Annotated in this window: 22 protein-coding genes; 12 read left to right on the plus strand and 10 right to left on the minus strand. The window is 42.9% G+C overall.

Annotated elements, in window-relative coordinates; genetic code table 11:
• The first annotated feature begins 74 nt into the window (after positions 1 to 74).
• From QWZ08_RS14280 to QWZ08_RS14310, 7 genes are all read left to right on the plus strand, one after another.
• Positions 75 to 1,424 (plus strand): neutral/alkaline non-lysosomal ceramidase N-terminal domain-containing protein, encoded by a 1,350-nt coding sequence (locus QWZ08_RS14280; protein WP_290338123.1) that lies wholly within the window; start codon positions 75 to 77, stop codon positions 1,422 to 1,424.
• Positions 1,425 to 1,658: 234 nt separating this feature from the next.
• Complete coding sequence (locus tag QWZ08_RS14285; protein WP_290338124.1) at positions 1,659 to 2,921, plus strand: sugar MFS transporter; 1,263 nt, start codon at positions 1,659 to 1,661, stop codon at positions 2,919 to 2,921.
• 239 nt (positions 2,922 to 3,160) lie between these two features.
• Entirely contained in the window at positions 3,161 to 4,354 is a 1,194-nt protein-coding gene (gene nagA, locus QWZ08_RS14290; protein WP_290338125.1) for an N-acetylglucosamine-6-phosphate deacetylase, read from the plus strand.
• Positions 4,355 to 4,369: 15 nt separating this feature from the next.
• Complete coding sequence (locus tag QWZ08_RS14295) at positions 4,370 to 5,128, plus strand: glucosamine-6-phosphate deaminase (protein WP_290338126.1); 759 nt, start codon at positions 4,370 to 4,372, stop codon at positions 5,126 to 5,128.
• A gap of 628 nt (positions 5,129 to 5,756) precedes the next feature.
• The gene (locus QWZ08_RS14300; protein ID WP_290338127.1) at positions 5,757 to 7,115 is read left to right on the plus strand and encodes a putative oxidoreductase C-terminal domain-containing protein; all 1,359 of its coding nucleotides are present in this window, start codon (positions 5,757 to 5,759) and stop codon (positions 7,113 to 7,115) included.
• A gap of 49 nt (positions 7,116 to 7,164) precedes the next feature.
• The gene (locus tag QWZ08_RS14305) at positions 7,165 to 8,274 is read left to right on the plus strand and encodes an alpha/beta fold hydrolase (protein ID WP_290338128.1); all 1,110 of its coding nucleotides are present in this window, start codon (positions 7,165 to 7,167) and stop codon (positions 8,272 to 8,274) included.
• Positions 8,275 to 8,280: 6 nt separating this feature from the next.
• On the plus strand, positions 8,281 to 10,503 hold the full coding sequence (locus QWZ08_RS14310; protein ID WP_290338129.1) for a hypothetical protein: 2,223 nt from the start codon (positions 8,281 to 8,283) through the stop codon (positions 10,501 to 10,503).
• A gap of 347 nt (positions 10,504 to 10,850) precedes the next feature.
• Here QWZ08_RS14310 and QWZ08_RS14315 read toward each other — a convergent pair whose 3' ends face one another.
• From QWZ08_RS14315 to QWZ08_RS14345, 7 genes are all read right to left on the minus strand, one after another.
• Entirely contained in the window at positions 10,851 to 12,089 is a 1,239-nt protein-coding gene (locus QWZ08_RS14315) for an erythromycin esterase family protein (RefSeq protein ID WP_290338130.1), read from the minus strand.
• A 625-nt stretch (positions 12,090 to 12,714) separates the two neighbouring features.
• Positions 12,715 to 13,341: a class I SAM-dependent methyltransferase gene (locus QWZ08_RS14320; protein WP_290338131.1), complete on the minus strand. Its 627-nt coding sequence runs from the start codon at positions 13,339 to 13,341 to the stop codon at positions 12,715 to 12,717.
• A gap of 279 nt (positions 13,342 to 13,620) precedes the next feature.
• Positions 13,621 to 13,806, minus strand: coding sequence for a hypothetical protein (locus QWZ08_RS14325; protein ID WP_290338132.1), 186 nt, complete (start codon positions 13,804 to 13,806; stop codon positions 13,621 to 13,623).
• Between the two features lie 121 nt (positions 13,807 to 13,927).
• On the minus strand, positions 13,928 to 14,347 hold the full coding sequence (locus QWZ08_RS14330; protein WP_290338133.1) for a hypothetical protein: 420 nt from the start codon (positions 14,345 to 14,347) through the stop codon (positions 13,928 to 13,930).
• 255 nt (positions 14,348 to 14,602) lie between these two features.
• Positions 14,603 to 15,277 carry a hypothetical protein gene (locus QWZ08_RS14335; RefSeq protein WP_290338134.1) on the minus strand — a complete coding sequence of 225 codons (675 nt, stop codon included), beginning with the start codon at positions 15,275 to 15,277 and terminating at the stop codon, positions 14,603 to 14,605.
• A 40-nt stretch (positions 15,278 to 15,317) separates the two neighbouring features.
• On the minus strand, positions 15,318 to 16,037 hold the full coding sequence (locus QWZ08_RS14340) for a DUF4145 domain-containing protein (RefSeq protein WP_290338135.1): 720 nt from the start codon (positions 16,035 to 16,037) through the stop codon (positions 15,318 to 15,320).
• 420 nt (positions 16,038 to 16,457) lie between these two features.
• Positions 16,458 to 18,353 carry a T9SS type A sorting domain-containing protein gene (locus QWZ08_RS14345; RefSeq protein ID WP_290338136.1) on the minus strand — a complete coding sequence of 632 codons (1,896 nt, stop codon included), beginning with the start codon at positions 18,351 to 18,353 and terminating at the stop codon, positions 16,458 to 16,460.
• A 251-nt stretch (positions 18,354 to 18,604) separates the two neighbouring features.
• Here QWZ08_RS14345 and QWZ08_RS14350 point away from each other — a divergent pair, with 251 nt between their 5' ends.
• Entirely contained in the window at positions 18,605 to 20,230 is a 1,626-nt protein-coding gene (locus QWZ08_RS14350; RefSeq protein WP_290338138.1) for an acyl-CoA carboxylase subunit beta, read from the plus strand.
• Positions 20,231 to 20,314: 84 nt separating this feature from the next.
• Complete coding sequence (locus tag QWZ08_RS14355) at positions 20,315 to 21,118, plus strand: choice-of-anchor J domain-containing protein (protein ID WP_290338139.1); 804 nt, start codon at positions 20,315 to 20,317, stop codon at positions 21,116 to 21,118.
• Positions 21,119 to 21,898: 780 nt separating this feature from the next.
• Here QWZ08_RS14355 and QWZ08_RS14360 read toward each other — a convergent pair.
• The 3 genes from QWZ08_RS14360 to QWZ08_RS14370 form a co-directional block, all read right to left on the minus strand.
• Positions 21,899 to 22,624 (minus strand): tRNA1(Val) (adenine(37)-N6)-methyltransferase, encoded by a 726-nt coding sequence (locus QWZ08_RS14360; protein ID WP_290338140.1) that lies wholly within the window; start codon positions 22,622 to 22,624, stop codon positions 21,899 to 21,901.
• Positions 22,625 to 22,687: 63 nt separating this feature from the next.
• Positions 22,688 to 23,737, minus strand: a complete 1,050-nt coding sequence (gene tsaD / locus QWZ08_RS14365; protein ID WP_290338141.1) for a tRNA (adenosine(37)-N6)-threonylcarbamoyltransferase complex transferase subunit TsaD — start codon at positions 23,735 to 23,737, stop codon at positions 22,688 to 22,690.
• A gap of 78 nt (positions 23,738 to 23,815) precedes the next feature.
• Positions 23,816 to 24,214, minus strand: coding sequence for a Dabb family protein (locus QWZ08_RS14370; RefSeq protein WP_290338142.1), 399 nt, complete (start codon positions 24,212 to 24,214; stop codon positions 23,816 to 23,818).
• A 211-nt stretch (positions 24,215 to 24,425) separates the two neighbouring features.
• Between QWZ08_RS14370 and QWZ08_RS14375 the strand changes: the two genes are divergently transcribed.
• Genes QWZ08_RS14375 through QWZ08_RS14385 form a run of 3 tightly spaced genes read left to right on the plus strand, consistent with a single transcriptional unit; the run spans position 24,426 to position 26,363 of the window.
• Positions 24,426 to 24,902, plus strand: coding sequence for a hypothetical protein (locus QWZ08_RS14375; RefSeq protein WP_290338143.1), 477 nt, complete (start codon positions 24,426 to 24,428; stop codon positions 24,900 to 24,902).
• Positions 24,892 to 25,092 (plus strand): helix-turn-helix transcriptional regulator, encoded by a 201-nt coding sequence (locus tag QWZ08_RS14380; protein ID WP_290338144.1) that lies wholly within the window; start codon positions 24,892 to 24,894, stop codon positions 25,090 to 25,092. Before QWZ08_RS14375 ends, QWZ08_RS14380 begins: the two co-directional genes overlap by 11 nt.
• A 56-nt stretch (positions 25,093 to 25,148) precedes the next feature.
• Entirely contained in the window at positions 25,149 to 26,363 is a 1,215-nt protein-coding gene (locus QWZ08_RS14385; protein WP_290338146.1) for a PQQ-dependent sugar dehydrogenase, read from the plus strand.
• Positions 26,364 to 26,460 lie beyond the last annotated feature (97 nt).

Raw genomic sequence — 26,460 nt, forward strand, 5'->3', positions numbered from 1 at the left:
AACGGTATAACTTTATAGTTCCCTATTTTTTTTAAATCTGAATATTAATTTTCTTCTTTTAAAATATATCATTAATGCGTAGACTTTTAATCTTATTTATTTTGTCTGTTTTCATTGCAAGCAATCTTGCTCACGCAGGTGACATAAAAGCCGGCGCAGCCCGCATTTCCATAACGCCTACAACGCCCATGTGGTTAAACGGCTACGCCGGAAGAGAAGCCCCTGCCACCGAAAGCATTCACGAAATATGGGCCAAGGCATTGGTGATTGAAGAGAACAATAACAGCCGGGTAATATTTGTAACCACTGATCTGCTGGGCCTTTCACACGAAGTGGTAGAAGCCGTGTACAAAGCATTGTCAGCGAAGTATGGCATCAACAGGTCTCAACTCATCATGAACGCATCGCACACACACTCGGGCCCGGTGGTATGGCCCTGCCTTGACGTGATTCATGATTTTAATTTGACTGACCAGGGCACGGTTGCCGCATACAGCCATACACTAACAAACAACATTATAAAAGTAGTGGAGGATGCTATGAGCAACCTTGTACCTGCAAAGCTGTACAGCGGTCATAGCACAGCAGGCTTCGCTATCAACCGAAGAAATTTAAGAGACCACAATAACAATGGTTCTACCGATCATGATGTACCGGTATTAAAAGTAGCCACACCTGGCGGGAAAATATTAGCCGTGTTATTTGGGTATGCCTGTCACAATACTACTTTGGTTGATGACAACCATCTTTTTAATGGCGATTATGCCGGCTTTGCACAAATTGAAATTGAAAAAAATAACCCCGGTGCGGTGGCGTTGTTTTTAATGGGTTGTGGCGGTGATCAGAACCCCGAACCAAGAGGCACGATAGCACTGGCAACCAAGTATGGAAAAGAATTGGCAGATGCGGTGCAAACAGCCATGACGGGAACAATGAAATCAGTGACTACACCTGTCCGTACCAGCTATGTAAATACAGATTTGAACTTTCAACCTTTTGATCTGGCGATGTACCAAAAAGACATCACCGGCGATAACAAATATTTTCAGCGCAGGGCCAAACTCATGCTGGAAGCCTATAACAAAGGTTGGGACGTAAGCAAATTTCACTATCCCGTACAGGCAGTGCGTTTTGGAAATGACCTTACTATCCTGGCTTTGAGCGGGGAAGTAGTAGTAGACTATTCTTTAAAATCAAAAAAAATATTTGCCAGTGAAAATTTATTTGTCGCCGGTTATTGCAATGAAGTAACTTGTTATATTCCTTCCAAAAGAGTATTGAAAGAAGGCGGGTATGAAGCAGATGAGAGTATGGTATATTATGGTTTACCCGGTCCGTTCGCTGATGATGTCGAAGATAGGATATTTAAAGCAATACGGCAGGTATTGAAAAATACAGGGGTGAAAGTTGAAATAAATAAATGAATTTTATTGACGTAAAATTGAAGGAGATTTCACTTAGCCGCCGTCGGGGTAGTATCCACCCAACCCCGTCAGCGGTTAAAAACCCTGACGGCGGTTGAGAAGAGGGATTCAAAAATTGATCAGTTGTACAACTTTGTTTTTAACAGAAATAGATAACGTGACATCTTCTAAAAATAATTGTAAAAATTGAACGCTACCGTAAGTGTAAACTCACTCAGTAAAAAAGACATTGTTATGTCAATGACTTTTATCGCCATGCTTTTTTTTATTTTCGGTTTTGTTACCTGGGTAAATTCCATATTGATACCATACTTCAAAATCGGTTGCGAACTCACGCACTTTCAGTCTTACCTGGTGGCGTTTGCATTCTATATTTCTTATCTCCTTATTTCAGTGCCTTCTTCTTACCTGTTAAAGAAAACTGGTTTTAAAAAAGGCATGATGATCGGCTTTTGGATAATGTCATTCGGTGCCTTTGTTTTTGTGCTGGCAGCATTCAGCCGAACGTACGGCATATTTTTAGCCGGACTGTTCTCCATCGGCGCCGGGCTCGCCATTCTTCAAACGGCCGCCAACCCATACATTACCATTTTGGGCCCGAGCGAAAGTGCTGCACAACGCATCAGCATCATGGGCATTTGTAATAAAGGCGCCGGTATTTTGGCCCCGTTGTTATTTGCCGCCGTTATCTTCCGGCCCAATGATACCGAGCTTTTCAAACAGCTCAGTACGATGGGTATTGAGGAGAAAAATCTGGCACTGGATGCATTGATCCGCAGAGTAATTGTACCCTACACAGTCGTCGGAACAGTGTTGCTGGCCCTTGGTTTTTTAGTAAGGTTTTCGCCCTTGCCCGAAATAGATACCGAGCATGAAACGGAAGAACTCGCCAGCATCAACTCCGGCAAAAAAAGCATTTTCGGGTTCCCACACCTCATACTCGGAGCCATCGCCATTTTTCTGCATGTGGGTACCCAGGTGATTGCCGTCGATACCATTATTAATTATGCCGGATCCATGGGCATCAAATTGCTGGAAGCAAAAGTGTTCCCTTCCTACACATTATTCGCCACCATTTCCGGCTACATACTCGGCATCATTTTAATACCCAAATTCATCAGTCAGTTGAACGTATTAAGAATTTGTACCGTGCTCGGATTGTTATTTTCTTTGCTGATTTATTTCAGCCACGGACACGTAAAACTGCTCGGGCATGACTCAGATATATCGTTGTGGTTTGTCGTAGCATTGGGTTTCGCCAATTCCATGGTATGGGCAGGCATTTGGCCGCTGGCATTAAATGAATTGGGTAAATTTACAAAGCTGGGCGCATCGGTCATGATCATGGGTTTGTGTGGCAATGCCTTTCTGCCATTGATTTACGGCTATTTCGCAGATGCCTTCAATGTGCGGGCTGCTTACCTGGTGTTGTTACCTTGTTATGCGTACCTGATCTTTTATGCAATGCATGGGTATCGGTTGAGGAGATGGGCGTAGTGGCCGTAACCCCGACGGCGGCTATCGGCCCCGTCGGCGGTTGATCAGGGACGCACTTTAGATTTATGAAATAATGTACAAAGTTGCAGGCGATGATGAAAACGTTTAAAAATATTTGTTGACAGACATTTGTTTTTCATAGCAACATCGTTGTGTCACTCACTTGTACTTTTATAGCAACTGGCAACAACGGATGGAAGAGCTTATATTAAAAGTAACCTAATTTAGAATTGAAAAAAATGAACACAGGAACCTTCAAAATAGTAAACGGCAAAATCATCACGCCTGATAAAATCATTGAAGGAGGCAGCATCCTGGTCAGCAATGGAATGATCACTGCTGTTAGTGAAAAGAATATAGAAGCGAAAGATGCGGTCGAAATTGATGCAGGCGGCAATTATGTCTCACCCGGTTTTATTGACATTCATGTACACGGTGGCGGTGGGCATGATTTTATGGACGGACATGAAAAAGCTTTTTTGGAAATCGCGGCCACGCATGCCCGCTATGGTACTACTTCCATGTTGCCCACCACGCTCACAAGTTCAAAGGACGAATTGTTTCATACGCTCGAAGTATATGAAACGGCCGAAAAAAATAACGTCGACGGTGCCTGGTTTTTAGGACTCCATTTAGAAGGGCCGTACCTGAATGTGAAACAATGCGGCGCACAGGATCCGAAATACATCCGCAATCCTGATCCTGCAGAATATAAAGAAGTCTTGGCGGCCACCAGATTTATAAAACGGTGGAGCGCAGCGCCAGAACTGCCCGGTGCCATTGAATTTGGCAGATACCTGACGGGGAAAGGAATATTAGTCGCCATGGCGCATACCGATGCGATTTATGAGGAAGCATTGGAAGCATTTGAAAACGGCTATACATTGGCTACGCATTTTTATTCGGCCATGAGCGGTGTTGTCAGGCGCAATGCTCACCGATATGCCGGTGTGGTAGAAGCAGGATATTTAATCGATGCCATGGATGTGGAAATTATTGCAGATGGTGTTCATCTGCCGGCACCCTTATTAAAACTGGTATACAAAATAAAAGGTGCCAACAGAACAGCATTGATCACCGATGCGATGAGGGGTGCCGGCATGCCGGAAGGAGACAGTGTATTGGGAAATATTGATACAGGGTTAAAAGTAATTATTGAAGACGGGGTCGCCAAACTGCCAGACCGCAGCTCCTTTGCAGGCAGTGTAGCCACCACAGACAGGTTGGTCCGCAATATGGTCAACATGGCGGAAGTGTCTTTGCTGGATGCGGTGAAAATGATGACGCTGACACCGGCCCGCATTATCAAAGCAGATCATCTGACCGGTTCACTGGCAGCAGGTAAATTAGCGGATATTGTGTTTTTTGATGGCAACATCAATGTACAAATGACCATGGTAAAAGGAAAAATTGTTTATAAAAAAGAACCGTAACAGCGCAGCAACCAAATGACCAGGAAATTTACAACAGACAAACTACAGACAAAAATTTATGCCAGCCGCACAGCAATGGGCGAAGCGGCAGCCGGTGCCGTAATTGCAAGGATCAATGAATTGCTGACAAGCCGGGACGTTGTAAATATCATCTTTGCAGCAGCGCCATCCCAGAATGAATTTTTGGCGGCGCTTACCAACAGTATCCTGGACTGGAGCAGGGTGCGAGCCTTTCACATGGATGAATACATTGGCCTGCACCCGGATGCGCCGCAAGGCTTTGGTAATTTTTTGAAAGAAAAACTTTTTAATAAACTGCCTTTTGCAGCGGTGCATTATTTAAATGGCAATGATGCTACTCCTTCTGCCAAATGTAAAAGATATGCAGCGTTGTTACAACAATACCCGGTTGATATTGTCTGCATGGGAATAGGGGAGAACGGGCACCTTGCTTTCAATGACCCGCCGGTAGCGGATTTTAACGACGCACAGTTAGTAAAGATCGTGGAACTGGACCAGGCGTGCCGGCAACAACAAGTGAATGATGGCTGCTTCGCTACCATCGGCTTGGTGCCAACACACGCCATCACGTTAACGATTCCGGCATTGATGGCTGCTCCATTTATTTATTGTATGGTGCCGGGGCCTACCAAGGCGGTGGCTGTTTTTAATACACTGCACCAGGACATTTTAGAGCTATATCCTTCGACGGTTTTGAGAAGGCATAATAATGCGGTATTGTATTTGGATGGGTTGAGTAGTGGTAAGTTGTAGTTCCTGTATTTTGTATTATGTTCGCAAGTTCTTTTAATTAATTGTTGCTTCTTTCTTTACTTTTTTTGTCTTGACACAAAAAAAGTAACAAAAAAAGTCAAGGCAGCAACGAAAACGGCCCGTTGCTGCCGCATAGCTTTGTGGAACTTTTGTGCATGGTGGTTTCGGCTTTTGTAATTCTACAGTTAGATTTGTTACAGCTAAAGTAAAATGACAATCTTGCCAAAAGCGAAGAGTTTAACAAGTTATTCTTCGAGTTGAAAACAGTAACTGGATAAGACGCCTCTTTTGGTTCGGTTCCGGCTTGCCGGAATTCGAAAAATGCGAAGCATATTTTTCGAAAGAAGCAAAAGCAGCGGCGTTCCAGTTACGCAGCCCGCCGGCTGTGGAGGCGAAAGCGACGAATTGAATGAACGAGCGGTTCAGAAAAAAGGGATAGAAACCGAGATCCTAAGCTACATCTTAAATATGACTAATGATGAAGAACGGATATTCAAATTCGAGAGCCATAGCTGCCATAAAAAACAACTGTACAAGAGTGCGACGCCAATGTCGCCGCCATGAAAAATAAATGCTGGTAACCAAAAAAATATTTAATAATACTGATATGTGGATGTTTAAAAAAATAATGAAAAAATCGATTTCATTTATCGCCGCAAGTACATTTTTCTGTAACACGATGACCGCACAAACAAATAAAAAAGTACAATTGATCACCTTAAACCCTGGGCACTTTCATGCGGCGCTGGTGCAGAAATCGATGTATGCAACCATCAACCCGGAAGTGTTTGTGTATGCGCCAAAAGGCAAAGAGTTGGATGCTCACCTGGGGCTGGTAAATGGTTACAACACCCGTGCGGAAAACCCAACGTCGTGGAAAGAAACCGTGTACACCGGTGATGATTACCTGGCAAAAATGCTTAGCGAAAAGAAGGGCAATGTGGTGGTGCTGGCGGGCAATAACAAACTAAAGACAACCTATATCAGCGAGGCTGTGAAGGCGGGTTTCAATGTGCTGGCGGATAAACCAATGGCGATCAATAAAGCGGGTTTCAACCTGCTGGAACAAACCTTTACTGAGGCAAAAAAGAAAGGCGTGTTGTTATACGATATCATGACAGAGCGGTCGCAGGCCACCAATGTCTTGCAGCGGGAATTGTCGATGCTGCCGGCTGTGTTTGGCACATTGCAGAAAGGAACGGCCGCGGAACCGGCAGTGATCAAGGAAAGTGTGCATCATTTTTTTAAAACCGTGTCGGGTAAACCATTGATTCGCCCGGCCTGGTATTTTGATGTGGCGCAGGAAGGCGAAGGCATTGTGGATGTAACAACGCATTTGGTTGACCTGGTGCAGTGGGAGTGTTTCCCCGGCGTAACACTGAACTATAAAAAAGACATCCAGGTAAATAAGGCAAAAAGATGGGCGACAGTAATTACACCGGCACAGTTTCAGCAATCCACACAGTTGGATCAGTTTCCGGACTACCTGCAGCAATATGTAAAAGACGGTGCGCTGAATGTGTATGCCAACGGCAGTTTTGACTATACCATCAAAGCGGTACATGCAAGGATGTCTGTGACCTGGAATTTTGAAGCACCTGTAGGCGGCGGCGATACGCATTACTCGGTTATGAAAGGAACAAAAGCCAGCCTCGTGATCAGGCAGGGAGCGGATCAGCAATACAAGCCGGTGTTGTATATTGAGCCGGTAAATAATTCTGCGGCGTATGAAAAATCCTTGACTACAGCCATCGCCCAGCTGGCAAAAAAATATGCAGGGCTTACCGTTAAAAAAATCAGCAATGGCTGGGAGTTGGTGATTCCTGCGCAATTAGAACTGAACCATGAAGCCTGCTTTGCAGAAGTAACCAAACGGTATTTAGACTATTTGCAAAAAGGGAAAATGCCTGGCTGGGAAGTGCCTAATATGCTGGCAAAATATTATACTACGATAGAAGCATTGAGGGTGGCGACCACGACAAAATAATTTTCAGTTTCGATACACTAGCCAGGTTCACTTTTAATTGCCGGAGTACATGTTAAAAAAATTAGGAACGCTGATTTTTATGGCGCTGTTTTTTACGGCATGTAAAAAACATACCGGTAACAACCACCTGCGTTATTATAAAGACAATTCCGGCAACGAACAACCAGTCAGCAATGCGCTGGATTGGAACAAAAAAAGATTGCAGGTACTCGATAGCCTGCAGGCCGCGATGGGAGCATTGCCTTCCTTTGACTCCTTGCCTGCATTTGATTTGCAGATAAGGGATAGTCTGCCCCAACCCGGTTACATCCGCTATACCATTGATTTTTTGGTAGCAGCAAATGAACGCCTGCCTGCGTACCTGTACATTCCTGTGCGTAAAGACAATCAGGCGAAACTACCGGCCATGCTGGCTTTGCATGAAACGGATTCGCTGGGGAAAGGCAGTGTGGACGGGCAAGGGCACAACCTGAAACTGGCTTATGCAAAAGAACTGGCGCAAAGGGGATACGTGGTAATAGCGCCTGACTACCCCAGCTTTGGCGATTTGAAAAAGTACGATTTCAAGAATAGCCGTTATCAATCCGGCACCATGAAAAGTATTTTTGATGCAATGCGTTGTGTTGATTTGTTGTTGACGAGAAAGGATGTTGACCCGGAACGTATTGGCATCATCGGGCATTCGTTGGGCGGACATAGCGCCCTGTTTGCAGCAGCTTTTGATACCCGATTAAAAGTGGTGGTGTCAAGTTGTGGGTGGACGCTGTTTGATAATTACAACATCGGCAAAGAGGCAGAGCAAATCTATGGCGGCCGATTGGGGCCGTGGGCACAGGATCGCTACATGCCTTTGCTGAAGAATAAGTATCATCTTGATCCGGCAAAAATGCCGTTTGATTTTGATGAAGTGATTGCTGCGATAGCGCCCCGTTCTGTGTTTACCAACGCACCTTTGAAGGATGGCAATTTTGATGTGCAAGGCGTTCAACAAGGCATTGCCAATGTAAGGCCGGTGTATCATTTGCTGCAGGCAGATGACCATTTGCAGGCCAGTTATCCTTCGTCTGAACACGACTTTCCAACGGATACACGTTTGCTGGCATATCATTTTATTGACCAGGCATTTCATCATATTCCAACAACCGACATTCCAAAATAAACGCTGATGCTACCATTACTGACCAGGTTATTAGTGATTCAACTTGCTGTGATTTTTTTGTTACCGGCGTTGAATCTATTGGCACAGGATGCCCCGTTTATTTTGAAATCTAAACAGCTTACAATAGAATTGAGTAAGCAGGGGAAGGTGACAGGAGTGACCTTCAACAGAACGGGCTTGCATAAGCCTGTTGTTGCTTATACCGCTATTGAAAGTTTTACCAGCACAAACGATAAAGCCATTCCTTCAGCGGATAAAAAATCCATCCGGTTTGAACATACTTTGTATTCAGACTCTTTGCGGCAATTCTGTACGTTAGTCGAAACTTTTAGTTCAAAGGCCAACAGCATTCGCTGGGAGATGGAAATTGCCGGTGGCGATTCACCCTTTTCTGCTCCTATAAAAACGGTGGTACATTATCCTGCCGGTAAAGAAAGCCGCTTCTGGACAAGCTGGGGAACGCCGCAGTTTGACTCGGCTAATTGCCAACCTCAGTTGCTGGCTGCTTTGTCTCCTTATAAAAATACAACTGCTGAAAAAGGTTGGCTGGATCCGTTGATGCCGGTGCCGTTTTCAAAACAAACCTTGTATTATGGGGCGCCACCTTTTGAGTATACAGATCCAAAGGTTGGTTTTATTCCTTTCCAGGGAAACCTGTTTGCCATTCCATTTGCATCGGTATTTGAACAGCAACAGGATATTGGCCTGTCAGTTTTTTTATCACCGGAGGATGATGTTGTTAACCTGCTGATGAAAACCGGGGCTGATGGTAGCATTGTATTTGAACGGCTTTTCAATAAAGTGAGTGGGGAGAAAAAAATACATTTTTCATCAGACCTGGTGGCGCACGAAGCTGACTGGCGCAGTACCTTAAGCTGGTTTGTAGCCCGCTATCCCGGTTATGTTAATCCAAAAAATCCGGCTGCTGCGGCGCTGGGTGGAACGGCTGCTTACTCTAATTTCTTTGATGATTTTGATGCGGTGAAAATGAAGCGGATGGCTTTCACGGTAAACTGGCAGGCGAGTTTTGATTTTCCTTATATGGGTATGTTTTTGCCGCCGTTGAAAAGAACGGAACCATGGACGAGGTTGGGTGGTGGCTCCATTTCGGTAGAGCAAATGGATGATTATGCAAAACGCATGAAGCAAAAAGGTTTTTATGTGCTGAGTTATTTTAACGTCACCGAGTTTGGTAGCTGGTTTAAATATCCGCAGTCATCAACCCGTACAGACACCAATGCCTTGTGGAAAGATGCAAGCAATTATTTGTATACTAATTTCCCTAAGGCAATGCTGACCGTTGCGGATAAAGTGCCCATTACGGATGCGCTGGATTCCAAAACGGTGCATGGCGGCCCTTACTACAGCTGGAAGGATGCCGTAGCAATGGATTGCGGCGATCCTGCCTACCAGCAGTTTTTACTCAACCAGGCGCAACGGCACATCAAAGAAATTCCCAACTCGTTTGGTATCTGCATAGACCGGCTGGACTGGCTGCGTTTCTTTAATCAACATGCGGACGATGGCATCACCTGGTTTGACAATCAACCTGCCCGCTCGCTGGTGAATTCATGGAAGGGGCTGATGGAAAAATTAGGTCCCCTGATGCATGGATCAGGTAAATCTGTTTTAGTAAACAATCATTACAAACGCATTGATTTATTAAAACATGCCGATGGCATACTGGATGAATTTACCAATGCCACCAGCCCGTTGAACCTCACGGCTTTTCTAACCCTTAACAAGCCCGCCTTGGGCTGGACGCCCGGCAAAGAAGCGATTGAAGCCGTAGGCGGGGATAATTTTTTTCAGAAATATTTATACCTCGGCGTGTTTCCCATGTGCCCTTTCCCCGGCAATGACCATGCGCTGCAACCTGATAGCATGGTGGATCAGTTGTACCTCGATTATGGTCCGCTGATGAACCAGTTAAAAGAAAAGCAATGGGTGCTTCAACCGGGTATTGTTCGCGTGAACAATGATAAAGCAAAAGTGAATATTTTTAAAACCAAGTCTGGCTACACAGTACCGGTTGTGTATGGGGAGGGTGATGTTGTTACGGTTGTGTTGAAGGATGCTGTATTTGCGAAAGATAATTTTATTTATAAAGTTTATTTGCCTGGACGTATTGATGCGATTAACATTAAGACTACAAGAAAAGGCGATCTGGTTGAAATGGCTGTGCCGTTGGTGAGAGGGGCTGCGATGGTTGTGGTTTCGAAAAAATAATTTCGCTCCTGCTTTTAGGAATTAAATAAATCTGTCTGCTCTGATAAATTGCTGCAGCTTTCTGTTACTTTTTTTGCGGAAAAAAAGTAACCAAAAAAGCCGCCCGAAAAGGATTACATCCCCTTTTCGGGTGGGTGCTACTATTTGGCTTTGGTACTACTGTGGCTTCGGCATAGGACCGCTACTCTTGGGTTTGAACAGTAATATTTATTTGCGGGGCTAACACTTTTTATGCTCCTGCCGCTGGCTATTAAATAAATCTGTTTGCTCTGCTACATTGCTACCGCTTACTGTTACTTTTTTTGCGGAAAAAAGTAGTAAAAGCCGTCCGCATTTGGTATTACCTTCTAAGGTGTACACGAGTACATTTTTCTTATAAAGAAAACACCATCGTATATTTTGTTCCAAAGTCCTTCATAATTGTTGTGATTGATGCCAGACATGTAAAAAAGCTCATCTTTTCCAGTGTAATTCCGGAAATTTACAAAAGCATAGTTGGATGATTTATCAATCCAGTTTTCAAAGGAATTACTCCTGAGTTTGTTTAACGTATATTTCTGCGAACCAAGCCGGCCGGCATATCCTTCATAGGAAGTGAAGCCGATAACAAAAGATTTTTTTTCTAACACAGCGTCAGAGGTAAAAATTGACCCCATTGATTGTACTGTATTTAAAAATGGTATCGGGAAATTTCCGGAGAATTTGCGAATATGAGTGTTAGCGGCCCACACAATAATTTTTTGACCTGCAAATTTTGTTTCCGTGAGCCATTTCAGATTGACTGCCATCAGGGAATCCCTGATCTGGCTTGCTTTTAATGGATCATTCAAAGCATATTTGAATTTGAGATTGTTATTAAGAAGGTTGTCTGCTACAATGGTCCAAAAGTTGGCGTTGCCCAGTAAAACCGACAGTTGTTTTTTGATGTCCGATAAGTAATTATTGGTGTTGTTAAACTTTGCGGAGTCCTTCAAATTAGCGTACCAATTTTTTATCAACGGATATATTTCAGCTGCATAATTTGGCAACTGGCTTATGGGAGCTTTTACCCGCTTTAACACACTGTCCAGTTTTGGATATAAAAATGTAGAGGAGTAGGAAAAAAATATTTCACTGTCAAAACCTGTAACGATCAGCGGCTTGCCGTTGCGATAGGTCTCCGGTATAAAGTTGTAAAATAAACCCTGGCAGGTAATACAATCCGTCCAGACTGTGGTGATGTTTTTATGCAAAAACGTGTCAATTAGTTTTTCCTGTTTGGGCAGGTTATCCCATCCTTCATTCAATCCAAAAAAATCACTTTCAAAAGCCAATACAGTAAACCCTTTCTTTTCATGCAGGTATTTTATCAGCCTTGTTTTTGCAAGATAGGTTGGGGCATCACCGTGATCCTGCTCGCCCAGCAGTACAATTGTCGCATTTCCTATCGCAGTCCCGATGGTTTCAAGATCCTCATAATTCGTGGAATCGGGTTCGATGGAAGTGATGGCCGATTGAGTTTCCCGGACAAATTTTTTAATGGACTGCTGACCGGAAACGATCGCAGGTAAAAGCAGGATTGCGACCAGGTAACTATATTTACGCATTATTTTTTAATTGAACCTTTTCTAAAATTTTCCGGCAATGGTATTTATCCGACCAAGCTAATACTTTTTACCTGGTTTCGGGTAGTGCAATGTTTTTAACCATGCATTCATTTGTTATCCGAATAATGCGGATAGAAAACATCCGGCAATTATTGTTGCGTTTGCAGGCATGCATATGCAACGGTATACTATTGCTAAGAAATTTGTGCTGACAATAAAAGTAGCTTTTCACCCGATACCCTATAAGGATAATTTGATTGGCACGGCATTGCATGTTCCATAGGAACAACAGGTGGGTAGAAATGTATTCATCAATAATCGTAGCGTTCCGTAGGAACGCTTTGTGCTCCCCGCCAGTAATTTAATAAAGCTGCCTGCTCTGCTAAAATGCTACCGCTTTCTGTTACTTTTTGGCGGAAAAAAAGTAACCCAAAAAGCCGCCTGAAAAGGATTACATCCCCTTTTCGGGTGGATGCTACTATTTGGCTTTGGTGCTACTGTGGCTTCGGCATCGGATCGCTACTCTTAGGTTTGGAGATTATTATTTATTTCTACGGCATTCATTTACTTGCCTGCTCACCTGCAAATTATTGGCGGTGGAAGTTTTTAACAGGCGGAACTGTCCTTATTTTTTTCTAAATAACAGTGTCAGAATTCTTGGAATGGTTGTTTTGTCACCGTCGTCAAAATATTCGGCGATATCCATTATTTCAAAACCATGTTGTTTTGCGGCTGTTGTGAAGTCTGAAACGTGGTGATTAAAACAGGTGAGGATTTGCTGACCGGCTGCTGTGTCGAACCTTGCTTTGGTGCCGGTATATTGTTTAAATGGATGAAGCTCGCCTACATACACCAGGCCATTTGGCTGTAGTACAGCCGATACTTTTTTAAAAATTTCTTCCAGGTTTTCAATGTGCTCCAGCACTAAGCTAAAGGTTACGAGATCGTATTGTTTGGTGATAAAAGTCCACTCGTTGGTAATGTCTGCCTGGATAAACTGAACATTGTCCGCATTTATTTTTTGCCTTGCCTTTGCCAGCATTTCCTCCGAAAAGTCAACTGCTGTAACCTGTTTTGCTTTGGTTAAAAGAAAGGCAGTATTCTTTCCTGTTCCACATCCAATTTCCAGGCAGTTATCCACTTGGATATCGGCTAAAGCAGTACGCAGGGAGATGGCTTCAAGGTCTCTTGTTTTGTTTTGATTGGTGTCGTATTGGTCTGCCCAACTATTATAGGCTTGTTGTACTTCCATATGGTAACTATTTTTTTGCCATTCAAAATAATGGAATTATTCAACGCATTCAAAACAATTCTGCGCATGAGGATAGAAGAATTTACTTCAGAGCCGCTACTTTGGCGGCCGTGTTAAAATATAGGCTGGCAAACACGTCTTTTAGATCGCATCAATACTTGGGTAAACGATTTAGTAAGGTAGCGTATTCAACCTCGGTGTTTTACGTAAATTAACTCTTATTAGTGGTGTGGCTGAGAAAATCCCGGTATAGAAAATGAATTGTAATGAGGAAGCTTACTATTCACCTATTTGATTTAAAATTGCAGGTATACTTTCGGTAACTTTAAGTTCTTTATCAGAATAGTAAATGTAAGTTTGAGAGTGTCTTTCGTCTGCTTCTAAGTAGACGATTTGATATTTTGATATCCAAATTTCTCCGCCGCCGGTGTCGGTTGTTTTTGTAACTTTAATAAAGCTTTTCATTAGGTTTTTTGTTTTAAAGGGTTGATGAAATTAAAATTGATTTTACTCTGCATTACTACTAAGGAAGGTGTTTTATAGCCCCTCATATGATAATATAACCATTTAGCATGGATATGCAAAATTATTTTTCACCCGTTATCAAATTCTCATTGTACTTCGTAAACACAGAGCCGGTTCTCCTATATTTCATCTTCATACCTTTGACACAAAGATTGTAAATGCCATTTCCTGGCTGTTCGGAAAAACTTATGATTTTTACATCATCTAATTTGCATTCATTGTCTACCGAAACATACTGCTTCAAATCGTCAATGCTGGAACCGTTTGGCTTTAGCATTCTGTACATTTCCTTTGTACTTTTTGGTTCAACATAGTCTGAAGGTAATTGACAAATTATATCAGTCTTACTGCTGTCTGCATATTTCCATGTTTTGTTTGCCTCAAGAATAACCTTCTTGCCGTCGGTAGTGGTTGCAATTATTTGACTATATATTATTGAACTTTGAAAACTCAATAAAAACAATACTAAAAAATATTTCATGATTTTTATTTCTACCTACTCTTTCGATATACAGTTTTCGGTTTCGCTGTTTTGATTGCAATATAAGGGTTGAATAGAAATGAAGATAGTCTTTCATATTTAACTATAGCAAATGTTTTTGTTTATAAAGCAAAGGCAAGTGTCGTAAAAATTGAAATTCTTCAAAATTTAATTCTTGAACTCCTAACGTCTAGGAAGTGTAATTATTTCCGTCGAGGAATTGCATACAATTATAGTAAATAGGAAGAGTAAATTTTAAAAATCTTTAGTGAACAATATTTTGACTATTAACTTACCATATTTATTTATTTCTAACTGATTTCTCTTGTTGGGAATTTTCTCATCGTCTCTGTACATGAATGTTTGGCCATTTACTCCTTTGTTGATTAAAACTCCTAAGTTGTATAAGATATCTGTTTCAACATCATCAACTTGGCTTTGGCTTCCTTTATAAATTAAAACAAGATTATGCAAGTCGGGAACATAACATCTATCAATGATGTTTGAAAGCTTTAGGAATGTATTGTAATCGATCTCTCCCTTAATACTAGCTGCAAATAATTTTCCAATAAGCTCAGCTTTTGTATAATCATTTAATTTATCCAAAATTAATAGTAAACTTTCGCCAACCTTTGTTTTGTATTTATCGTCACCCGTTATTTTTTCAATAAATTTCTGGCGTTCATTAATCGGAATGTCCTTTACTTGGTATAAAAAAGATAAAACTTTTTTAAGAAAAATTCGTTCTTTAATAGCAATGCCAATTTTAGTAGCGCTGATAATGCTCGAAACTATTGGCAAGTCTTTTAAAATACCATTTTCGAGTAGGCCGTCGATACCAACTTCCGTGATACCTGAAGTTAAATTCGTTAGTTCACTGGAAATAATTGAGTTGTCAATTTGATTTTCAATATGATTTAAATTATTCATAAAATATTAACGCTATCGGGTTGACGTTTGTTTAAAGAGTTTATTTTCCTTTTGGCATGTCCTTTTCTACTTTACTTAACTCATCTCTAATTAATATCCATTTGATTGTTAGGTCAATTAGTGATTTGAGATCACTTAGCTTTTTCCCTTTCCATTTTTTTAAATAATGTGCTTGGTCATTACCTAGCCATAGGACTCTTATAGCTAAGAGTTTAATTTCATCACTTGTCACATACTGATTAATGCAAGGACTTATTTGCATTTCCTTAATTTTTGAATGTTCTGTCTTAGGATGTTTTTTTAAAAGAAAATCTTTAATTAAAAACTCAAAGGCTTTTCTGTAGCCAAGTCCACAGATTTCATTGAGTCCATTTGCCTCAGCTGTTGATGCTTGTTCATAAATCTCTACAAATGCTTTTGAATATTTAAATATTTCAGGTGGAAATTTAAGTTCCTTCTTCGTGATAGCTTTTGGTAAATGTTTTACATCCTCAGAAATCCCCTTTGCCCAATGTTGAAATTGAGAAATTGTATCCTTCCAATTTTGTCTTAAGGAATGGGGCTTTTTATTGTTTACATAGGTTATCGTATTTAAATATTTTTCAGGCTCATACATTTCTATTGAGAATGTAAAAAAGTCAGTTCTAAACTTTATTTGGAATTTCTCATCTTCTCCAACGAATTCAAATTGTTCTTCATCTAAACCCGATTCTGTTAGAATGTTCTTGAGTTCTATCTTTTGTTTATTTGTAATTCTCATTTGGTAATGGGTGACGTTTAGGAGTGGTGTAAAATTTTAGCCAAAAGGTAAATATATAATAATAAACGTCATATTCCGACTATCAAAATTCAAATCAACAATTAATGTAAAATTCTCGTATAGTGTGGGCAACCAGGAAATTTTTTCTTTATACTAAGAAACACTCGACCTCCGCATCGATAAAAGCCCCTCAACGGTATACTGGACAAGTGAGTGACACAACGATGCCGCCCAACGCTGTTTCAGCCCGGACAACAACAATCCTAAGCAATCAAACATCCGGAACAATAAAAAAATCGCAGATGGTTGACAAAAGTGCGTAAGGTACGCAAATACGAATCGTTGTATAAATCCACGCATACAAAAACAGGCCAATCAATCAGCCTGTTTTTTCATTACACCCGGATGTTCACCGGTGCGTTATTCTTTTATAAACTGCACCTTTTGTTGCTTGCCGTTTACCGTGGTAATTAAAAAATAGGTACCGGTGGAAAGTGTTGCTACGTTGAATGATTTTTGATTGTCGCCGGCGTTGACGGATGTGGTTTTCTTATACACCGCCTTACCTGAAACATCATTAATAACCAGTTCAATGTTTTGTGCCTTCGCTGATGTTACCTGAACTGTCAGTACGGAAGCGACGGGGTTGGGATAAATTTTAATGGCACTGGTCGTTTCTTTAAATATGATGTTGATGGTTTCGCTATAGGTAACAGCGCCGTTATCGTCAATTATTTTTAACCGGTAATAATTATTGCCGGTCGCAGGTTGCTCGTCTGTAAACTGGTAGCTGTTGCTGGCAGCTGTTTGCGGTTGCAGGTTTCCGATTGCACTAAACGTTGTGTTTACACTGTGTTGTACAACAAACTCCCGGATGTTTTTTTCGCCCGAAGTTGTCCATTGAAGCATTACTTTTTTGCCTGCAGGCACAGCAGCAAAATGGGTGAGTTGTACCGGCAATACAACGTTAGCCGTATTGACGTAGAAACCGCTGAAACCCTTTACCGGGAAAGTGATGGCCCACCATTGATTGATGGCATCCCAAACAACCAGCGGGGTAATCACCACGGTATTATTGCTTAAATAATTGCCGGGGCTGGAAGATCCGGTGTACTCACCGTGAAACTGCGTAATGCGGACGTTTCCATTGTCAACGCCGTTAACGGGCAACAGGGGAAGAATCAGGTGGTGGGACATTACATAAGTATTGTAGTCATCAAATTCGCTTTGGGCAAAATATAAGGTGACAGTTGCTTCTGCGGTTGCGGCATTTACGGCCGGCGTAATATCAAAATGTCGCTCAACGTAAGGTTGTTGATTGAATACTGTTACAGCGGTATCCACTGTTACCTGGCAAGACGTACTGCCGGTTAATGGATGTGTAACGCCTGTTGGTGCAATGGTGAACAACTTAGCCAGGCCAACGGTAATATCCTTTTTGATGGTATCGGTAATATTTGTAACAACGGTGGTAGTAGTGTCGCAAAGAATGGCGCCAACAGCAATGCTGTCACTCACCAGTGTCAGTTCGGTTGCTATGCTGTTTGTTGCTTCTGCATGGTACACACCTGCACTGGATGGCGTAAAACTATCATCACCAACAACAGTAGCCACTAAACCGCTGCCAGACTTATACCACCGTACAGTATCCCTGGCAAGTGTGCCGCCAATGGGTACAGATAGTTTTGTGCCTGAATTATAGATGGGAATAATATTCTGCGGAGTGTATACAAAAAGGCCTGGGTTTTTATACGCCAGCACCATTTCCTCCATGCCATCGAAAGTAAAACTGTTGTAACTCAAATCAATAGTTTGTATGTTCGGCAACGTTGTCAGTGATACCGGTACTTTTCCTGAAAACTGGTTGCTGAAAAGGTCCAGAAATGTAAGGTTGGTGAGTTTGCCCAACTCGGTGGGTAAGGGGCCGCTTAAATACCTGGCAATTATTTGCAAATGTATCAGGGCAGAAAGATTGCCGATCGTTGCAGGCAGGCCACCCATAAGCTCATTGTCTATTAATATGAGGGTAGTCAAAGCGCTTAGGTTTCCGATTTCAACAGGAATACCGCCGGTAAGATGATTGCCCATCATGGTAATACTGATCACCCTGTTACCGGTAACGCCAATGCCAAACCAGGTGCTTACCGGTGCCGTTGTTTTCCAATTGGTATGGTTGGTCCAGCTGTTGCCGTTGGTGCTATCATATAGCTTAAGTAGTGCAAGAGAATCCTGTGTGTTGATTGCCTGGGCTGAACTTTTTAAGCCATGACTTAAAAAAACAAATAGTACAACAAAGGGTAAAATGATTGCTTTCATGATGAACAGGTTAAGGTTTTGATAATGCAGCAACGCAATATATACTAATTTTCTTATTAGTTTTAAACATGGCTCGACAGGCCTTAACTTCTGCACTCGGCATCAATAAAAGTCCCCCAACGGCATGCCGTAAAAGTGAGTGACACAACGATGCTGCCCATAGCTGTTTTAGCCCGGACAACCCCATTACCAAACAAGCAAACATTTCAATAACTTAGTGTTTCATTGCCGCCGGGCTAAATAATTTGATTATGGATTTAGCATTTAACATGAACGAAGATGCCATGAAACTGGCGTATAGCCAGGTACGCCAAAAGCTGGAAACCATTTATGATGGGGGCGGAAAAGCCGCCATTAAAAAACAGCACGAAAGAAATAAATTAACCGCCAGGGAACGCATTCAATACCTCTGCGATGCAGGCAAACCTTTTATTGAAATGGGCGCTTTTGCCGGCTACGAAATGTATGCCGAACATGGTGGTTGCCCGGCCGGCGGAACCGTCAGCGGGCTGGGCTATGTCAGCGGACGGCAATGCGTTATCGTTGCGAACGATCAAACGGTTAAAGCCGGTGCCTGGTTTCCCATCACGGGTAAAAAAAATCTGCGCATGCAGGAGATGGCCATGGAAAACAGGCTGCCCATTATTTACCTGGTAGATAGTGCCGGCGTGTACCTTCCGCTGCAGGACGATATTTTTCCTGACAAGGAACATTTCGGCCGCGTGTTCCGCAACAACGCCCAGATGAGTGCTATGGGTATTACGCAGATTGCAGCCGTGTTGGGTGCCTGTGTTGCTGGTGGCGCCTACCTGCCCATCATGAGCGATGAAACATTGATGGTGGAAGGCAACGGTTCTATTTACCTGGCCGGTCCGTACCTGGTAAAGGCGGCCATTGGCGAAACGGTAGACGCTGAAACATTGGGCGGCGCCGTAACGCACACCGAAATCAGCGGCATAGCCGATTATAAATTTGAAACAGAACACGAATGCCTGGATCACATCAAAAAAATCATGGGCAAGCTGGCAAGGCCCGCCGATGCAGGGTTCGACAGGATTGCACCGCATGCACCGGCACAGGCGTCCAACGTTTACGGTGTGCTGAGCGAAGGCAATACCAAACCTTATGACATGGTGCAGCTCATCAACAGCCTCACCGATGCCGGCAGCTTCGATCAGTTTAAAGAAGACTATGGCAAAACGATTGTGTGTGGCTATGCCCGCATTGAAGGCTGGGCCGTGGGCATTGTGGCCAACCAGCGGCTGATTGTAAAAAATAAAAAGGGCGAGATGCAACTGGGTGGTGTTATTTACAACGACAGCGCCGATAAAGCCGCCCGCTTTATCATGAACTGCAACCAGAAAAAAATACCCCTCGTGTTTTTGCAGGATGTCACGGGCTTTATGGTAGGCAGTCGCAGCGAGCAATCGGGTATTATAAAAGACGGTGCTAAAATGGTGAATGCGGTAGCCAATTCGGTGGTGCCAAAAATTACCATTATCATCGGCAACAGTTATGGCGCCGGCAATTATGCCATGTGTGGCAAGGCCTACGATCCCCGCTTTATTTATGCCTGGCCCAGCGCTAAAATTGCCGTGATGGGTGGGGAGCAGGCGGGTAAAACCCTGCTGCAGATTCAGGTAGCATCGCTGAAGGCAAAAGGCAAAACCATTTTACCAAAAGACGAAGCAGATTTGCTGGATGAAATCATGCAACGCTACCAACAACAAACAACGCCCTATTATGCCGCGGCAAGGCTATGGATTGATGCTATCATAGACCCGGCCGATACCCGGCTGGTGATTGCGGAGGGCATTGCTGCTGCGAATCAAAACAACCATATTGCTGAATTTAAAACAGGTGTCTTCCAGGTGTAAGGCGCTATTTTTTATATACCGCTAGCGCAAAAATTGTTATTTTCATGCCGTTGTAAATGGCCGCTTTAACCATAACAAACATTTATGAAATTATATCTGTTGCATAAAATAATAGTTGCCAGCATAGCCGGAACGCTGGCATTGTCTTCCTGTAAAGACGACCGTTACCTGGCAACGCCGCCACCCATAGTGGATCATTCTTCTTTTACAGAATCTTTTGATACGGTAGATGCGGCCATTGCAAGAGGTTGGCATATCATCAATAAAAGCGTTCCGCTGGGTCCATCGGTTTGGCGGGATGGCGGCACCATTCCTGCGTTGTTTTCTGCCTACAGCAACAAGGGCAGCAATGCCGGTTTTATCGGCGTTGATTTTTTATCCACCAGTGCGCCGAAGGGTATCATCAGCCAGTGGCTGGTATCGCCGTCGGTGCTGATGCAAAATGGCGACCAGATTATTTTTTACACCCGATCGCACAAAGTGCCTGGTTATGTAGATGACAATCCGCTCGACAGTTCGGATTTTGCCAACCGGCTCCAGGTGTGGGTCAACACCCAAAACGACAGTGCCGAACTGGTGGGCAATGGAGAAAGCACCGGCAGCTTCACCCAGGTAACCGACCCGGTCATTGACATCAACCCCAACCAATACGAGTGGCACAATTCGCCCGGCACCTATCCAATTGATGGTGGTCCGCAAAGTACGGCGGAAACAATCGCACAAGCCTTTCCGACCGGGTGGACAAAATTTGAAACTAAAATCACGGGCCTTACCCAACCAATAAATGGCCGGTTTGCCTTTCGCTATTTTTTAACCGAGGCCGGCAACGGTGGAAGGGGTACTGGTATCGGGATTGATGAAGTGCGTTATATCAGTATCAGTAAATAAAAATGTTGGTCCGGGCTAAGGAGCTACGTGGGGCATTGTTGCATCGCCCTCTTGTGCGTTTTAATCTTTTGGCAACGCTTGTTCGATTTGTATTAGTATTCTGTTATCGTAACATCTCCCTACACAATTCTTTTGCCGAAGGGTTTGCTTTCTTTTTGTCTTGATACAAAAAGAAACAAAAAAATCAAGGCTGCGAATAAAAAGGCTGAAATTTTCAGCATAGCCCTAAAATCAACGAACTCGCCGGAAAAGTTTAATACTTCCCAGTCTGTGCTGGCTCAAACAACGTTGATTTCTTAACGGTCTATGCTGAAAATTTCTAGCACTTTTTATTCGAGGCCGTTTGAAGAGTACAGGATGCGTGGAGCGGGCACATGAAATTTGCGGGCTTAAAAGAATTGCGAAAATTTAAGACGCTTCGAACAATCCTTCAAGTTGAACACAGTAACTGGATAAGATGCCTCTTTCGCTTCTGTCCCGCCCGGGGCGGGATTCAAAAAAATGCGCAGCAATATTTTTTTGCAAGAGACGAAAGCAGCAGCGTCGCAGTTACGCAGCCCCGCCGGCGGCAGAGGCGAATCCTCCAGTAGACAACTGTTCGGATTGCGGCGGAGTGGGCAATATAGACTCTCCATTAATTATACGCTGCAAACAACCCCGTCAGCGGTTATAAACCCTGACGGCGGTTGACATAGACTGCGGCATTATTTTGGAAAAACTTTATCCAACCGCCGAGGGGCTGAAAGCCGCCGTTCGGGTAGCGTTATACCGCAATCAATGTTACAAATAGTAATCCTTCAATAAATCAATAAATGCATCCGTATACACATTCCCTTCATTCTTGATAACCAATTCTTTTGTGTGCGCAGTAGATTGCTGACGGGATAAAAATAAAATACCCCTGAAATAAGGATGTGTAGTTGTATGGCGCACCAGTATCTGTTCCTGTAAAAAAAATTGCAGGTCATTGGCCGATTGTATAAATGCATCTACCCGGTGATAGGGCAACAACACAGCAAGGATGCCATCAACAGTTAAAAGGCGGTCCGCAGTAGTTAGCAATTGCTGCAGGGTAAAAGTAGTACTGTGCTTAGCCGCATTCTTCATAGCATTGTCCGATTGCAAATCACCCTCGAAAAAAGGCGGGTTGCACAGGATACCATTGTATTTTTTACCCGGTTCAAATTTGAGCACATCAGTATGGTGGGCTGTCAATTGTTTCCAAAAAGGCGAAGCGGAAAAATTTTGGGTGGCTTGCTCAAAAGCTGCGTTGTCAATTTCTACTGCGTCAATGGCGGCCGTTGTTTGCTGCGCCAGCATCATGCTGAGTACACCGGTGCCCGTACCAATATCGAGATAGCATTTACCTGTGTCAGCCTTTTCGGGAACATCACCAAAAAAAGAAGCGGTGACCGCTCCAAAAATACAGGAGTCGGTACTCACCTTCATGGCACAATGCTGCTGGTAAACGATGAATTGTTTAAACTGAAAAAAGTTATTAGCCACAGGTTAGAAGGGTTGATACAAATTTGATGGTGGTGCGTGACAGTAAAATAAAAAGAAGTTTTGTTACATATCAAATGCAGCCCTCGGTGAAGGACTGATGTTCAATGAAACGAAATCGTTTTGCAAAAACTTGTAGTAGGCAGTAATGGCGATCATGGCCGCATTGTCTGTGCAGTATTCAAAAGCCGGGATAAATGTTCGCCAACCCATTTTGTCACCCGTTTCTTTCAATGCTTTCCGCAAGCCGCTGTTGGCACTCACGCCGCCGGCAATACAAATATCTTTGATGCCGGTTTCCTTTGCCGCCTTCTTTACCTTATTGATCAAAATACTGATGATGCGGTGCTGAACCGAAGCGCAGATGTCTGCCAGGTTCTCATCAATAAAGCGTTGCTTCTCTTCCGCGGTAGCAGTGAATGCTTCCTTAAAAACATTGCTGCTGCCGGCGTTTTGTAAAAAATATAAAATAGAGGTTTTTAATCCACTAAAACTGAAATTCAATCCGGCAATTTGTGGTTCGGGAAATGCAAAACGGTTGGGATTTCCATTGGCTGCGTACTTGTCAATCAACGGTCCGCCGGGGTATGGCAGTCCTAACAATTTGGCTGTTTTATCAAATGCTTCACCGGCTGCATCATCAATGGTTTCGCCAATTACTTTCATTGTCGTGGGCGAAGTGCACAGCACAATTTGTGTATGGCCGCCACTTACGGTAAGACATAAAAAAGGAAAATCCGGTTTATCGTCAGGTATTAAATTGGCCAGCACATGCGCCTGCATATGATGTACGGCAATCAGCGGTTTATCCAGCGCCAGCGCCATCGATTTGGCGAATTGGGCCCCTACAAGTAAAGAACCGATCAGCCCGGGAGCCTGCGTAAACGCAATGGCGTCCAGGGATTGCATGGAACAACCGCTTTCTTTCAAAGCAAGGTCAACCACCGGAACAATGTTTTGTAAATGCGCCCTGCTGGCGAGTTCCGGCACTACACCGCCATATTTTTCGTGTACTTTTTGGGTAGCGATATAGTTGGATAAGATGCGGCCATCCACACATACCGAAGCCGCGGTTTCATCGCAGGAAGATTCAATTGCTAAAATAGTAACAGGCATAATGAGGGCAAAGATAAACAAGCTTTTAATTGCTGCAATGGAAGCCGTGAACTGGAAATGAACGGGTATAAATTATCCTTACACTTCAGCCACATCATACACCACCACTTTAGCCCACAGGTGACTGTAATTTTTTATAAAAGCCTGGTGTATGGGATGATCCTGGTAAGTTTTCTGCCCTGCGGGATCGTCAAAAAACATCAGTTCGGATACCTGCCAGCTGGTATCAACTACGTCTCTTTTTTCGGTACTGGCCAGCACGCCTACATGTATTTTGCGGATGGTTTCAATTTTGGAAAGTGTTTTTACACCTTCCACCAGTTTATCCCGGTCTTCAACGGAATCCGGGTTTTTTAGCCAGAAAAATACATGGTGCACCAATTGCTTTTTATCGGCTGCTATACTCATTGGCATGGCAGCTACGGCTGTACCGGCCGTTAATGCTGCTGCGGAGGTTAAAAATTTTCTTCTGATCATTTTGGTTAAGGTGTTTTTGTTTTTTGACGGGAGGCAAAGATAAAATTAAATGTGGTTTCCGGGTAATTGCCATTGACTGCTGAAAATGGTAGCTTTTAAAGACCTGTAATATTATCTAAGGTATCCCCTGATGTCGGGTATTTTATACAAAATGTAAAAAATACTTGACATTAAGTAAAAGATGTATTACATTAGTAGAAATTTTGAAGTTATGTCAACCAAATTATTATTGTCGAACCGGTATAAAAAAATCGGCTGGGTGATATTGATTCCAGCTACTATTTTTGGCCTCGTATTAGCCTATCACGAATTTGCAGCTGCGTGGCTTTGGTGTAACGTGTTTTCAATAGCCAATGAAGGCACTGAATCGCATTATCTGTATTTTAGTTTCAGATACACCAATATTACCAATACCGTTATTGGTTCAATTTTTATTATCGGCGCTATGCTGGTAAGCTTTTCAAAAGAGAAAAATGAAGATGAGTTTATTGCGGAGCTGCGTTTGTCGTCCTTGCTATGGGCTGTTTGTGTGAGTTACCTTTTGTTGTTAATTGCCTTTGTCCTTGTGTATGGAACGCCTTTTTTAGATGTAATGGTGTATAACATGTTTACTGTGCTAATCATTTTTATTGTTCGGTTTAACTATCTCATGTATAAAAATTCGCAAGCCGCAACTGATGAAAAATAATATAAGAGTGGAACGGGCCATTAAAAATCTGACGCAGGAAGAATTGGCAAATAAAGTATCAGTCAGCAGGCAGACTATTAATGCAATGGAGGCGAACAAATATGTACCATCTACTGTTTTAGCTTTAAAAATTGCTAAAGTGTTTAATAAACCAGTTGAAGCAATATTCTTACTTGAAAAGAGTGATTGAGTGTGCAAAAACAAAGCATTAACTTGTTTATTTTTACAACAACTAAATTTTATTTTATGCAATGCACATCGCTACCGAAAATTTTAATGATAGCAGGAGTGGCAGCTGTTTTTAGCTGTAATACTAAAACGCCGGATAAGCAGGCAGCAACCGGAGCAGACAATACAAAGGCCAACACGGATTACAAACCAGCTTTTGCCGGTCAGACAAGAATCAAAGCCGTTACCACCACAACGCCTTATACAGTAGAAAAAATTGCAGAAAATTTAGGCCGGCCCTGGGCGATTATACCTTTGCCGGATGGCAGGTTGATGATCACCGAAAAATCTGGTTTTATAACGATCCGTTCTGCCGATGGTGCATTGCAAAAAAAGATTACCGGGCTTCCACCCGTAGACGACGGCGGACAGGGCGGCCTGCTGGATGTGGCGCTGGATCCGGATTTTGCAAAGAACAAAATAATTTACTGGTCTTTTTCTGAAAAGGTTGATACGGCTAATTTAACGGCAGTAGCGAAAGGCGAGCTGAGTGAAGCCGATTCTTCTGTGCACAATCCAACCGTTATTTTCCAGGCGACACCAGCGCTGAAAAGTGAATATCATTTTGGCTCCAGGCTGGTATTTGATAAGGATGGTAATTTATTTGTAAGTGCTGGTGAAAGATCTATTTTGCCAGGCAGGGCGCAGGCACAATTACTGAGCTCCGGTTTAGGTAAAATATTTAAAATAACCAAAGAGGGCAAACCTGCACCCGGCAATCCATTTTTGAATCAACCAAATGTAAAGCCGGAAATTTATTCTTATGGTCACCGCAATCCGCAGGGGCTGGACATTAACCCTGTAACAGGCGATTTGTGGGAAGTAGAGTTTGGTCCGCGTGGTGGCGATGAAGTGAATTTGATTAAACCAGGAAAAAATTATGGGTGGCCTGTAATTACCTATGGGATAGAATACGATGGACCAAAAATTGGTGATGGTATTCAGCAAAAAGAAGGCATGGAGCAGCCAGTATATTATTGGGATCCGGTTGCCTCACCAAGTGGTATTGTTTTTTATACAGGGGATGCCATTCCTGAATGGAAGAACAATCTGTTCATCGCCTGCCTCAGCAGTATGCACATCGACCGGCTGGTAATTGAAAACAATAAAGTGGTGGGCGAAGAGATGTTGTTGCTGGATAAAAAGGAACGCTTTCGTGACGTAGCACAAATGGACGGCAAGCTGTACGCAGTAACGGATGGAGGCTTGTTGTTCAGGATTAGTAAGAAATAGTGAGTGGTGAGTGGTGAATAGTGAATATTGAATAGTGAGTGGTGAATGGTGAGGATCATGCTATCACCACCCCATCATTTTTTTCTGAATGTCCAGT

The sequence above is a fragment of the Ferruginibacter paludis genome (assembly GCF_030409685.1).
Lineage (GTDB): Bacteria > Bacteroidota > Bacteroidia > Chitinophagales > Chitinophagaceae > Ferruginibacter > Ferruginibacter paludis.